The organism is Pseudoalteromonas sp. J2K-J979, from assembly GCF_058169715.2.
In genome coordinates, this window is the sequence record NZ_CM200281.1 from 1,632,722 (window position 1) to 1,646,614 (window position 13,893).

The 13,893-nt window shown below is 43.4% G+C and carries 11 protein-coding genes; 10 read left to right on the forward strand and 1 reads right to left on the reverse strand.

Features of this window, described 5'->3' with window-relative positions; translation table 11 throughout:
- The first annotated feature begins 343 nt into the window (after positions 1-343).
- Both AC3KVK_RS07525 and AC3KVK_RS07530 read left to right on the forward strand, forming a co-directional pair.
- Positions 344-1,318, forward strand: coding sequence for a DUF1852 domain-containing protein (locus tag AC3KVK_RS07525; protein ID WP_490312446.1), 975 nt, complete (start codon positions 344-346; stop codon positions 1,316-1,318).
- Positions 1,319-1,360: 42 nt separating this feature from the next.
- Positions 1,361-2,419, forward strand: a complete 1,059-nt coding sequence (locus tag AC3KVK_RS07530) for a methionine synthase (protein ID WP_490312355.1) — start codon at positions 1,361-1,363, stop codon at positions 2,417-2,419.
- 111 nt (positions 2,420-2,530) lie between these two features.
- Here AC3KVK_RS07530 and AC3KVK_RS07535 read toward each other — a convergent pair whose 3' ends face one another.
- Positions 2,531-3,100: a DUF7010 family protein gene (locus AC3KVK_RS07535; protein ID WP_490312356.1), complete on the reverse strand. Its 570-nt coding sequence runs from the start codon at positions 3,098-3,100 to the stop codon at positions 2,531-2,533.
- 1,108 nt (positions 3,101-4,208) lie between these two features.
- Here AC3KVK_RS07535 and AC3KVK_RS07540 point away from each other — a divergent pair.
- The 8 genes from AC3KVK_RS07540 to AC3KVK_RS07575 all read left to right on the forward strand — a co-directional run bounded on the left by AC3KVK_RS07540 (position 4,209) and on the right by AC3KVK_RS07575 (position 13,889).
- Positions 4,209-5,456: an amino acid deaminase gene (locus AC3KVK_RS07540; protein ID WP_490312357.1), complete on the forward strand. Its 1,248-nt coding sequence runs from the start codon at positions 4,209-4,211 to the stop codon at positions 5,454-5,456.
- Between the two features lie 12 nt (positions 5,457-5,468).
- Complete coding sequence (locus AC3KVK_RS07545; RefSeq protein WP_490312358.1) at positions 5,469-6,320, forward strand: MurR/RpiR family transcriptional regulator; 852 nt, start codon at positions 5,469-5,471, stop codon at positions 6,318-6,320.
- Positions 6,321-6,322: 2 nt separating this feature from the next.
- Positions 6,323-7,789, forward strand: coding sequence for an N-acyl-D-amino-acid deacylase family protein (locus AC3KVK_RS07550; RefSeq protein ID WP_490312359.1), 1,467 nt, complete (start codon positions 6,323-6,325; stop codon positions 7,787-7,789).
- Positions 7,782-8,165: a RidA family protein gene (locus tag AC3KVK_RS07555; protein ID WP_490312360.1), complete on the forward strand. Its 384-nt coding sequence runs from the start codon at positions 7,782-7,784 to the stop codon at positions 8,163-8,165. Before AC3KVK_RS07550 ends, AC3KVK_RS07555 begins: the two co-directional genes overlap by 8 nt.
- 99 nt (positions 8,166-8,264) lie before the next feature.
- Entirely contained in the window at positions 8,265-9,713 is a 1,449-nt protein-coding gene (locus tag AC3KVK_RS07560) for a sodium:solute symporter family protein (RefSeq protein WP_490312361.1), read from the forward strand.
- Complete coding sequence (locus tag AC3KVK_RS07565; RefSeq protein ID WP_490312362.1) at positions 9,706-10,659, forward strand: sugar kinase; 954 nt, start codon at positions 9,706-9,708, stop codon at positions 10,657-10,659. The genes AC3KVK_RS07560 and AC3KVK_RS07565 overlap by 8 nt, the downstream gene beginning before the upstream one ends.
- Positions 10,652-12,967 carry a family 20 glycosylhydrolase gene (locus AC3KVK_RS07570; protein ID WP_490312363.1) on the forward strand — a complete coding sequence of 772 codons (2,316 nt, stop codon included), beginning with the start codon at positions 10,652-10,654 and terminating at the stop codon, positions 12,965-12,967. Before AC3KVK_RS07565 ends, AC3KVK_RS07570 begins: the two co-directional genes overlap by 8 nt.
- A 520-nt stretch (positions 12,968-13,487) precedes the next feature.
- Positions 13,488-13,889, forward strand: a complete 402-nt coding sequence (locus AC3KVK_RS07575; RefSeq protein ID WP_490312364.1) for a L,D-transpeptidase family protein — start codon at positions 13,488-13,490, stop codon at positions 13,887-13,889.
- Positions 13,890-13,893: the final 4 nt, after the last annotated feature.

Sequence of the window (13,893 nt, forward strand, 5' to 3'; positions counted from 1 at the left end):
CAGTATAGCAACAACTATCGTGACAAAAATGGCTTTTATTACAGATAACTGGTGAATATTCTTCATGTTTTAAATGAAATTAACGCATGTTGCAGTTTTTTATTTTAGATGGCTATCCATCCAAATGCGGTTTGGTGGCTTTTTAGGGGTTAAACCTGTTTTTTAAAACAGTTGAAGGTGAGTTTATCGAATAAAGCATGAAAGAGGTTCAAGTTGGAGGTGAAATTATACCGTTTTTAAATGTGTACCGATCCACGTATAAATCTCATAACGCTTTGAATACGACTTAAGTAATCCGTGCTCACGAGCATTATTGAATACACACAGTGGATACCAAACGATCATGACTACAGACTTTACTTTTACACTTAAACGCATGGCGCTGGATGAACATTACCAACCATCATGCAATACCCGTATTACTACCAATTTTGCGAATTTGGCCAGAGGCAGTAGCCGCCAAGAGAACTTACGAAACGCGCTTAAGATGATCAACAACCGCTTTAATGCTTTGGCTGATTGGGATAACCAACAAGCTGATCGCTATTCGGTTGAGTTGGAAATTGTCTCTGTTGATATCGATGTTGTCGGCAGTGGGGAAACGTTTCCATCTATCGAGGTATTAAAAACTAATATTGTAGATCATCTTACTAACAAGCGAATTGAAGGCATTGTGGGCAATAACTTTTCCTCTTATGTGCGTGATTACGACTTTAGTGTGTTACTGCAAAACTATAATAAAAACCAGCCGACATTCAGTGTACCCGACAATTTCGGTGAGCTGCACGGTAAGCTGTTTCAGAGTTTTGTAAACTCGAATGTCTATAAAGAGAATTTTGCCAAAGCTCCAGTCATTTGTTTAAGTGTTTCAGACAATAAAACCTATCATCGTACCGACAATCAGCACCCGGTATTGGGGGTTGAATATCAGCCAAATGACTCATCATTAACTGAGCAATACTTCAAAAAGATGGGTTTGCAGGTGCGTTATTTTATGCCGCCAAACAGTGTTGCGCCATTGGCCTTTTATTTTATTGGCGATTTACTCAATGATTACAGTAGTCTAGAGCTAATTAGTACGATCAGTACCATGGAAACGTTTCAAAAGATTTATCGCCCAGAAATTTACAATGCGAACGCAGTGGCTGGGCGTGCTTATCAACCTAACTTGAAAAACAGTGACCATTCATTGACGCAAATTGTCTACGACCGTCACGAGCGCAGTCAGCTTGCCAGCGCACAAGGAAAATTTGCCGAAGAGCACTTTATCAAGCCGTATCAAACGGTGCTTGAGCAGTGGTCGGCCAATTACCTATAAGCGAGATGCAGTTATTAACTTAAAATTATGGCAGTTTATTCTATGAAAACTTTATTACCGACTTCAACCGCGGGCAGTTTACCCAAGCCCGTTTGGTTGGCTGAGCCCGAAACGCTTTGGTCACCGTGGAAATTACACAATGAAGAGCTCGTTGCAGGCAAGCACGATGCATTACGCCTGTCCTTACAGCATCAGCAACAAGCGGGCATTGATATTGTCAGTGATGGGGAACAAACCCGCCAACACTTTGTAACGACCTTTATTGAACACCTCAATGGGGTGGATTTTGAACAGCGTAAAACGGTGAGAATTCGCGACCGTTATGAAGCCAGTGTCCCGACAGTTGTCGGCCCGGTGAGTCGTCAAAAACCGGTGTTTGTCGACGATGCGAAATTTTTACGTCAGCAAACAACACAGCCAATAAAATGGGCCTTACCCGGCCCGATGACCATGATTGATACACTGTACGATGCGCATTATAAAAGCCGTGAAAAGCTTGCTTGGGAATTTGCCAAAATTCTTAATCAAGAAGCCAAAGAGTTAGAAGCGGCAGGGGTGGACATTATTCAATTTGATGAGCCTGCGTTTAATGTTTTTTTTGATGATGTGAATGAGTGGGGCATCGCCTGTTTAGAACGCGCCATTGAAGGGTTAAAATGCGAAACTGCCGTGCATATTTGTTATGGTTATGGCATTAAAGCCAACACAGATTGGAAAAAGACCCTTGGTACTGAGTGGCGTCAATACGAACAAGCTTTTCCTAAATTACAGCAGTCAAACATCGATATTATTTCTTTAGAGTGTCACAACTCTCATGTACCCATCGAGTTACTTGCTTTGATCCGTGGTAAAAAAGTGATGGTGGGGGCAATTGATGTTGCTACACACGCCATTGAAACCCCCGAAGAGGTAGCAAATACACTGAGAACGGCACTGAAATATGTGGATGCAGACAAGCTCTACCCTTGCACCAATTGTGGCATGGCCCCCTTGCCAGGGCATATTGCACAAGCAAAACTCAATGCTTTAAGTGCAGGAGCAAAATTAGTGCGCGAAGAGTTACTGGCTGAACAAACAACACCTCAGTCACCTGTACTGTAATACCTTAATTTTAATAAATATATGCTAACACCCCTAAATAAATTAGGGGTGTATTCAAGATTACTTATATGAGCGACTGAATAACGATATCAGGTAATACTGCGTATATTCTTAACTATGTGCCAAAGATTGTTGGTGTATGTGCCAGCGTTGTTCCATCACAGGGATCGTGAAGGCGTAACAGCACACGACAATCAAAGGTTGAATATGAAAGCTGTATTGTGGCCAAAGAAAGAAAGCGGCTGTGCAACAAACTGTTCTGACAACTGCATGAAAAATTGCAATTTTATGCCCAGTGATTGCACCGTATACCAGCCACATTAACCCACTTTGAACTGCTAAGGCAAAAGGCTGCGCGAGGTGATTTTCCATTATAAATGGAATGCTAATACTAAAGACTAAAAAACTCATTGCTACAGAAGCTAAAAATAGGCTTTCAAAAAAATTACGGTTAGCTTGTTTTTTAAACGTCATGTTTTCGCCTGTCAGTCTAGAAACCCCCATAGCGACGTAAACGATAGAGCCTGTACCAATAAACAGGGTTAACACCATGTCTTTTACAGGTAGTAAAAAACTTAATATAAACAACACACTCCAAATAATCATACCTGTTAATGGCATTGCAAGCGCTCGTTGTTGGCGATAATCATTTAATTGTTGTTCTAATGATGTGTGTTGCATGATTTTTCCTCCTTGTTTAGATAAAGCAAGTATTGGCAAAAAAAGTGGTTTTTTTTAGTGTTAGTTGTCAGTAATTGAACATGACAAACGTCATGTTTAGTCGTAATTATTTGGGTGGTTACTTGATTTGATTTAGCCATGATTTTAGAGCTGAAAGATCTGCATGGTTAGAAATTAAACGGTATTGTAATAGGTTGTAATAGGATAAAAATCATCAACTTGGTAAATTATCCGCCATTGCATGAGTGCCCCCGATAATTTTATTGCAACGATAACCAAGGAAGGAATGTTATCAACGCTGCGTCGTTTGATAGCAAAGGACCCATCAACGGAGTTTTGATGTTACGGACATGCTCAAGATGAGCAAACAGGATCCTGATTCGTACTAGCCAGTTGAGTGTATTTAATTTTGGAAGCGTTAAACCATGCTTAAAAACACATAACCCGAGCTATGAAGCATCAGGAACACACAGGATGTGTGATCGTTCAGGATGAATGTAGGAGCTATGAGCCAAGGATGGCTTTTTATTCCCCCCATGGCATTGCCTCATTTCAAATTAGACAGCCTATTTTTAAATAATCCTTAGCTAGCTCACTTGCTGTGTGAGTTCTTTTAAAGTTGCTCAATTACGATGGCTCTGTTGCGGCGGTTAAGAGCGAAAGTGGTTATCCGTTTATTGTGTTTTTTGGCATGAATTAATCTCAATACACCTCTCAGCCTTGTTATAAATTAATCTTAAACAGAGAAAACCGGTGTAGCTCAATGGGCGCCACCGGTTGGGTATTTGACTATGTCGCACTCAGTGCGAGAGATTAAAACTCAACACCTTGGAGCATAAAAGTTTTACCTTCTGGGCAGAAGCGTGCCAAATTCAGCTTTAACGTAACGGGTTGTCGCCTAACAGTGGCCCCTATTTATAGAATGTTTCTTATCTGACATCTGAGTTCGAAATCAGCCAATCAGCTTTTCTACTGCGCTGAGTGTATAGCTAACACATATTTTTGTTATTTTATAACTTTTGTTGATTGTTTGTTTGTTATTAATTAACATTGACTTCATTAAAATCGAGAGCCATTCAAAAGCAAATACCAAATTGAGTTTTTTATTATGACAAACAAGGTTGCAACACAAGCAAGCCAGTGCAAAGCGGTCAATAAAGGTCTTGGTTATGTTAATTCTGAATCACCAATGCGTTTAAATGTGGCACGACAACAAGTTAGTTTGCCATGTGCATGTATATATCAAAGCCGTTTAGACAATAACATTGCTTGGATGGCTCATTTTGCAGCACAAAGCCAAGTAAAATTTTCTCCCCATGGTAAAACCACTATGGCGCCAGATATTTTTAAAAAGCAACTCGCTGCTGGTGCATATGCCATCACTGTAGCCACTGTCCATCAAGCTTGGGTGGCAGCTGAGGCTGGCGCTAATCGAATTATCATGGCCAATCAGCTGGTGGGGCGGGCTAACTGTCAGTTTTTAGCTGAGCTCTTAACCCAATATCAGGTTGAGTTTTACTGTTTAGTCGACAATGTAGACAATGCTGTTTGGTTAGATGAATTTTTTAGTGCCCAGCAATTATCAATTAATGTACTCATTGAATTAGGTGTTGCTGGCGGGCGCTGCGGCGTGGTTGAACCATCGCAGCTTATGCAGGTTGTGACGACTTTGAGCCACTGTGATTTTTTGCAATTAGCTGGAGTCGAAGTTTATGAAGGTGTATTGGTCAATGAGCAAGGGGTGCGCGAATTTTTGAATCATGCCGTCTCTGAGTGTAAGCGGCTAATGCTTTGTGGTGCATTTGATACGGAACAAATCATGATAACCGCAGGTGGGTCGGCTTGGTATGATGTGGTTTGTGAAGCATTTGCGCCGAAAAACTTGCTCGCCAATATGGTACCGGTGATCCGCCCTGGCTGTTATGTTGCTCACGATCAGGGAATATATGAAGACGCGCAACAACAAGTGCTCGCGCGAAACCCATTGGCTTGTAACATTGGGAGTGACTTGCAATCGTGCCTTGAAATTTGGGCCTATGTGCAATCAATCCCTGAACCAGGCCGAGCGATTATTGGCATGGGCAAACGAGATGTCGCGTTTGATGCTGGGTTACCGACCCCCAATTTGCACATTAATCAATATGGTGACGTGACGGCTGTCACTGCTGGCTGGCATATAGAAAAAATTATGGATCAACATGCCATGCTGCACTGCGATCCTCAAGCAAAATTAGCCGTTGGCGATATTATCGCCTTTGGTACCTCTCACCCATGCCTGACTTTTGATAAATGGCGTTACATCAATGTAATCGATGATGACTTTACAGTGATTGATGTGATTGAAACCTTTTTCTAGGAGAAAATAGAATTGGATATTGTTTCGCGTATAAAAGAGCGCTTAGGGCATTTACGACAATCAGAACAACGAGTTGCGCAGTTTATTTTAGAAAATTTACAGTATGCGGCTTCGGCAAGCATTAGTGATTTAGCGCTGAAAGCCGAAGTGAGTCATGCCTCAATCACACGCTTAGCTAAAGCCCTTGATTGTGACAACGTACGAGATATGAAACTACAGTTGGCACAATCGCTGGCCGTAGGTGAGCGATTTATTAGTGAGAAAAACACACAACGGGAAGATATTCCCGCGATTTACCAAGCGATCCACGATATTTTAGATATCAACGCCGGACTGATAGAACAAGTCAATATCGAAGCTGCAGCGCGTTGCATTGCCGAGGGTCGTCACACCTTAATTTTTGGTGTTGGTGGGGGAAGCTCTGTGGTGGCGCAAGAGTGCCATAACCGATTGTTTCGACTTGATGTGCTCAGTAATGCATACAGTGATCCGGTAATGATGCGCATGACTGCAGCCAGTGTTGATGTCAGTGATGTGGTGGTAGTGTTATCGCTGACTGGTTTACCCCAAGATTTGATTGATGCGGCCAGCATTGCCAAAGATTATGGCGCTAAAGTCATCGCAATTTGCCCCGACAGCACATTGGCAAATGTGGCCAGTATTCATTTACCGATAAAAACCAACGAATCAGATTATATTTTTACTCCAAGTACTGCACGATATGCGATGTTAGCTGCGGTGGATGTGCTTGCCAGTGAAGTGGCTATTTTGACTCAGAAAAAATCACGAGAAAAACTCCGTCGTATCAAACATGAACTCGATGAATATCGTCAAGGACCAGACAGAGCACCGTTAGGAGATTGAAGATGGAGAATGGATGCTCACCCCCTGTTGATACCCTGATCCTGCAAGCCACAGTGTTTGATGGCTCAGGGACAGAGCCTGTGCACATGGATGTGGCTTTGTTAGGTGAACGAATTGTAGCAATCGGCGAGTTAGCGCATATTCAAGCGAACGAAACCATTAACGCGAATGGCTTATGCTTAGCCCCCGGTTTTATTGATGTTCACACCCATGATGATTTAGAACTGCTGCGAAATCCAGAGATGGCCGCAAAAATTAGCCAAGGAGTGACAACGGTTATCACAGGTAATTGTGGGATCAGCGCAGCGCCTGCAAACTTAACCACACCGGCTCCCGATCCGATGAATTTATTGGGTGAACAAGCAGAATTTACATTTCCACAAATGCGCGATTATATTGCGGCGTTTAATGTGCAAAAAGCAAACGTCAATGTGGCTGCGTTAGTGGGGCACACTACGTTACGAAATAATGTAATGGATAATTTGCACCGTGCAGCTAACAGCGACGAAATAGCCGCGATGCAGGCCCAACTAGAACAAGCTTTACAAGAAGGGGCGCTAGGGCTCAGTACGGGGTTGGCTTACCATAATGCACAATGTGCACCTACAAAAGAAATCCATGCTTTTGGCGAAATTTTAAAGCAGCACGGGGCGCTCTATACCACACATTTACGAACCGAATTTGATGGCGTATTGGAGGCTATGGATGAAGCGTTTGCCATGGAAACCCATTTTGGTATCAAAGTGATTATTTCGCATTTGAAGTGTGCCGGTAAAAATAATTGGGGACGAGCACCTGAACTGTTGGCGAAATTTTCGCAGCAAGGCGCTCACTCAACCTGCAGTTGTGATGCGTATCCGTATGCCGCGAGTTCGAGCACCTTAGATCTTAACCAAGTGACTAACGACTTTGATATTTTTATCACTTGGTCTGAGCCGCATCCAGAAATGGCCGAACAATTGTTGGCTGATATTGCCGCGCAATGGCATATGAGCATCATTGATGCGGCCAAACAATTACACCCTGCAGGCGCGGTTTACCACGGTTTAAACGAAACGGATGTGCAAACAATTTTAGCCTTTGAGAAAACCATGATTGGATCCGATGGTTTGCCCTGTGATCCGCATCCTCACCCCCGATTATGGGGCTCATTTCCTCGTGTACTGGGCCATTATAGTCGCGACGAGGGGCTGTTTTCACTGGCAACCGCGATACATAAAATGACTGGGTTGAGCGCAGAAAATTATCGCTTAAAAGACCGCGGGATAATTAAAGTCGGGGCCTTTGCTGATTTGGTGCTATTTGATGCCAATACCATTATCGACAATGCCACTTTTTTGGAACCTGCGGTGGCTGCAGCAGGGATTTTGCGGGTTTGGACTAATGGTCAAGCCACTTTAATTGATAAACAGATCTTACCTGCTTACTCGGGTAAATTTTTAACGTCACAAGGAGTTACACATGATTAGACGAATAGGCATTGAAGGTGGCACAGGCACCGGTGGGCAACATTTACCTTTTGCTCGCGCAGTAGAGGCAGGTGGGTGGTTAATGGTCTCGGGGCAAACCCCAATGACAGACGGTGAAGTGGTTGAAGGTGGCATTATTGAGCAATCGCGCTTAGCCATTCAAAACTGTGTCGATATTATGACTGAATCGGGTTATGACCTAGAAGATGTAGTGCATGTCACGGTGATTTTAACAGATTCACGTTACTTTCAGTCGTTTAACAAAGTGTTTAAAGAGTTTTTTGGAGCGCACCCGCCGGCGCGAATTTGTGCTGTGGCGGATTTAGTGGTCGACTGCAAAGTTGAGGTCGATGTCACTTGTTATAAAGCACCATAACAAATCATTCCCGTTGAGCCTCCCGAACTCAGCGGGATTAATAAGTGAATACGTTGTAATTCATCAATAAGTACCACCAATAATAAGAAAGAGTACGCAATGAAATGGGATGTGTTGGTCGCCTTTATCGGCTATTTAGGTTTTATGATTTGGTTTGGCTGGTGGGTCAGCCGCCAAAATAAGAGTGGTGATGATTTTTTACTCGGTGGGCGAAACCTGCCATTTTTTCTGACATTAGGGACGACAGTCGCCACTATGGTTGGCACAGGTTCATCGATGGGGGCGGTGGGGTTTGCATATCTAAATGGTTGGGCTGGGATGATTTATGGCTTAGGTGGGGCGTGCGGCATTTTGGTACTTGCAAAGGTTTTCGCGCCAGTACGTGACTATCAATTTATGACCATGAGTGAAGAAGTGTCGTTTTATGTCGGGGCGCATCCCATAGTTAAAAATACCATCGCGGTGTTTATTTTTATCGCCAGTATTGGCTGGCTTGGCGCGCATATTTTAGGTGGTGGAATGTACTTGGCATGGCTCACTGGCTTATCACCATTTTATGCTAAGTTATTAATTGCCATTGGTTTTAGTGTATATGTCGTCATTGGTGGCTATGTGGCGGTTGTTTGGACAGACTCAATTCAGGCCGTAATTCTCTTTATTGGGTTTTTCTTAATGGCCGGAGTAGCCTTGTACGAAGTGGGCGGATTAGATGCGATGGTCAGTGCGCAACCAGTGCTTAACCAGAGCTTTTTATCCCTCGATAATCTAGGTCTATTAAAAGGGCTGTCTTTATTTTTAGCGGTGTTTGTGGGAGTGTTAGTCGCTCCTTCGTTTCGCCAGCGTATTTACTCAGGCCAACACGTTAGAAGTATTCGCCAGTCTTTTTATACCTCTGGTGGTTTATATCTCCTCTTTGCTGCAGTGCCCGCAATTATTGGTATGGCGGCGTATGCACTCAATTCTTCGCTCGACAATGCCGCGTTTGCGTTTCCCTTTATGGCATTTGAATTATTACCCTTTGGTTTGGCTGCATTAGTCATTATTGCTGGCTTGTCTGCCACTATTTCGAGTGCCAGCTCTGATGCCATTGCTGCTGTGAGTGTACTGGTGCGCGATTTACACAGCTTAGTGTTTAAACGGATGCCTCACGCCCGTGAGGTCGTCTTGTTATCGCGACTTGGCTTAGTCGGCACGATTGCCATTGCGTTGTTACTGGCTTTATTAACCGATGACGTCATTGGTTACATCACTAATATGATTTCGACCTTGATGTCGGGTTTATGTGTGTGTGTATTGTTTGGTCATTTTTGGCCTCGGTTCAATTGGCAAGGGGCGATGGCGGCACTGGGCGTCTCGGTGTTGGTCTCGCTGGCGATTATTTTAACGCCAAATTGGCTGGCCTATTGGAGTAACCCAATTATTCCAGCGACCACACTATCAGCGGCACTCGCCGCCCTCGTGACATTATTAACACCCACTCAAACGCAGAGTCCTGAGCAAGCATTAGCGGTACTAAACGCACAGCGCGAGGCAATGAACCATGATTAAAATTGCATTCTTTGGTGAGGCCATGCATGAATTATCACCTGATAACACAGTCCGTTTTGGCGGCGATACTTACAACAGTGCAGTGTATTTAAAGCGCTTATTAATGCCGTTAGCGCAAGTGTATTTTGTGTCAGCGATTGGCAGTGATGAGCTCAGCATCAACGCGCTTTCTACCTGGCAGCGTCAGCAATTAGATTTACAATATTTACTTAATTCGACGACGAGAACCTTGGGTGTGTACGGGATCAAGACCAATGAACAAGGCGAGCGTGTATTTCATTACGATCGAAAAGACAGCGCTGCCACTGCGTATTTTAGCCTCGAAGGACATCAGGCTTTTTTATCTGCGCTCACAGAAAAACAGTTTGATTACGTATATTATTCGGCCATTAGTTTGGCGATTTTATCTGAGCCTGATCGGCAGGTTTTTTTAACTTATATTGCGGCGTATAAAGCGGCGGGCGGGTGTGTGATTTTTGATAGCAATTACCGAGCTGTGCTATGGCAAAGTCAAGCACTTGCCCAGCAATGTTATCAACAAGCAATGATGTCAGCTGATTTAATTTTTGTCACCAACGATGATCATTTCGGGGTGTTTGGCCACTGTAGCGAGCAGCAATTGGTTGCGTTTTATCAAGCGTATTGCCCAGAGCTCTTAATTGTTAAACAAGGGACTGACGATACCTTAGTGTTGCACCAACAACGGTTAAATCGTTATCCCGTTTTCCCTGTTAAACAGGCCGTCGATACGACCGCAGCCGGCGATGCTTTTTCAGCCGGGTTTTTAGCCGAGTGTTTATTTAAGCAGCACATTGATCAAGCCATTAGCACTGCACATCAGCTAGCCAGCCAAGTGATTTTGGGAGCCGGAGCAATAGTTGAAACCACAGTGCAACCGCGTTCGATAATCGAGCCTATATCAGTCAAAGGATGTCAGTATGAATAAGTGTAGTAATCTAATTTTTATTGTTTTGATCGGCTGTTTTTTATCTGACGCTTTGGCAGAAAATATCCCGCCTTTGATGCCAATGCCACGCCAGATTAATGTGCAATCGGATCACATTCAGCTCAATGAAAGTTTGCAGATCTATGTGGCACAATCGCAACAAGCCGCTCTGCAGCCACTGCTGAAACAGTCATTGTTTGCTCGCCATTTTAAAACCATTAGTTGGGCAGCCAAACCACGCGCACAATTACAGTTAGTGGTGAGCGAACTGGATTCACCTTTGCCCTATTTAGGCATGGACGAAAGTTATCGTTTGGATATCAATCAACAGACCATCACTTTAAGCAGTGCTAATCAATACGGCTTGCTTCAAGGGTTATCGACTTTGTCGCAGTTGTTATTTTTTGCTGAGCAGCCTCGTCAGTTGAGCTTGCTCAGTATCAGAGATACGCCGACGTACCCGTGGCGTGGGTTATTATTTGATGGGGTGCGCCACTTTTTACCGCTTGAGGATGTAAAACGCACTTTACGTGGGTTAGCGTCGGCAAAATTTAATGTATTTCATTGGCATTTAACCGATGACCAAGGCTGGCGAATCGAATTAAATAGTTACCCTAAATTACATCAGATGGCATCGGATGGCTTGTATTACTCGCAAGCACAAATTAAAGACGTAGTGGCCTATGCTGCGCAGCTTGGAATTCGCGTTGTGCCTGAGTTTGATGTGCCCGGCCATGCGAGTGCGATTGTATTGGCATATCCATCGCTTGGTAGTGGTACTACATTAACGCAAATAGAGCGTCATTGGGGAGTGTTTAAACCGTTATTAGACCCAAGTAACCCCGCAGTTTATCAATTTATCGATGACGTGGTGGCTGAATTAGCAGGGCTGTTTCCTGATGTGTATTTACACATAGGTGGCGATGAAGTCGATGATGGAGATTGGCAGGAAAACCATAAAATTCAACAGTATATTGCTGAAAAAAATCTCAATGATTCTGCTGCGTTACATGCTTATTTTAATCAGCAAGTGGCGATCATTTTAGCTAAATACAATAAAAAAATGATAGGTTGGGATGAAGTGCTTCATCCGAGTTTACCAAAAAATACCTTAGTGCAGTCGTGGCGCGGACACCATTCATTAGCGGCCATTCGAGAGGCAGGCTTTGATGGATTGATCTCGAGCGGCTTTTATATCGATCAGCCGCAGTGGACAAGTTACCATTATCGTAATCATCCCACTCCAGTCGCTCAGCCGGAGATAAAAGCCCATCAAATAGCGGGAAGCGTCAGTTTTAATCTAACTCGTTTAAAAGGTAGCGCGGTGACGGGTCATATTGATGTGTTTTTAAATCAGCATAAGGCACTCAATGCCCGAGTCGAAATAAAGGGTAAAGGCCAATTTATTAGCGATCAAGTGAGCCAAACGGGCGATCGTTATCGCGTCATGCTCGATACGTGGATGGGCCCGACAGCGCTGCACTTCGACACTCGTAAAGACAGCCAATTTGATGCCTTTATTGGTAATACGCCGTATGCGTTTTCGGCCAAGGTGAACCATTCGAGCCCATCACTTGCCCAGCTTAATACTCAACTTAGTGCCCAGCAGCAGCGGGCGCAATCTGGTCAGGTACTTGGTGCAGAAGCAACTATTTGGTCAGAAATGGTCACCACAGATAACCTCGATACCCGAATTTGGCCGAGGCTCTATGCCATTGCCGAGCGTTTCTGGTCATCTCCAGAGTTAACTGATGAGCGGGATATGTACCAAAGATTGAGTGAAATAACTCGTTATGGCGCTGATCATGTTGGCTTGTTACACCAACAGCAATTAGCACAACGTTTGATGAAAGTGTTAGGCACCAGTTCGGCTGATCTCGATGCATTAATTAGTTTTAGCCAACTGATAGAACCTGCGCATTATTATACTTTGCATCACTTAGCCTACTTGCGAGACGAATACCACCAATTAGCGCCATTGGATAAGTTAGTTGATGTGTTGCCAGTAGAAAGTTTGCAGTTACGAGAGTTCGACTACCAAGTGGCAGAGTATCAAGCCCAATGCCAAGAAGTCTTACTCTTGGGATTACAAGCTCAACTGCAGTCATGGCAAAATATGCTTGAAAAAAATCAGCAAGTTATTATTGCAATTAATGAGTGGCAGGCGAGTTATCAAGCCATTCTACAGGCATTGAAACAACGCACTGATTTGACCATTCAGCAGTCTGTTGAGAATCACAACGGTACGGTGACGCAGCTGATTACCTCTATCAACCAATTAAAATCGGCCCAAAAGCAGTGTTTATAACATGTGCTTATGAATTGGTTGGGAATTAGCCCAGTAATTAGTTAACGCCGATATTGGGGTGATTGGTGTTTTCGTCACCCCAGCGCAACCGACATTACGCTGTACCCTGCAAATAATCAATTGATGTGAACTCAACATTAAAAACAGACATAAATTGTCTATTTTTAGGGTGTGATCACGGGGGAAGTGGCATCGGTGTGAGTTATGAGATTTTAGTTTTGAGATTTTCATTGGTGCAGTTTGCTTGCGAAGGCGAGCGACGCTCTGCAGTTTTTATCTAAAATAATACTGCGAGTGAGTACAGTGTTTAATGAAGTGTCCAATAACATTATTAGTCGCCGTTTTGTCGAATAGTAGCAAGCGTAGTCACGATTAACATTATAATTGCTTGTTTACTATAGATAAAAAAGGTGTGAATATTGTGGGTATGTTTTATCCGCCGGTTTGGGGGGTTATCACCCCATTATGGGATCTAAGTAAGCTGTTAGCTACTTTGCAATTGTTTAAAAGGAAACAAAAAATGAAACGTATTAATATTAAGTTTAATCACCTATGTGAAGGGTGGATGGAGTGTGTTGGACTGGGGAAATTTCGTTGCTTAGGTAAGAAAGGAGTGAAATACCCTAAAGACCTGACTGTTAACCCAGCCTTCCCTAATGTAAAAAAACACCCGTATTTTAGCCAAGAGTATGTATGCAATTACCCAGAAATTGGACAAATAAGTGTACCGTGTCAAATGAATTACTCTATTTTGATTTGGGGGCAAAGAGGTATTTACATACATGAATGGCCCGGACTAGCTACATATGCAGGGAATGGGGGAGCGACGGCGGGGTGTATTCATGTTGAAAAAGGAGATGCTAAAAAAATATATGACTGGCTTGATGAAAAAACTAGAATTATTATTAGCTACCCTTGGTAATTGG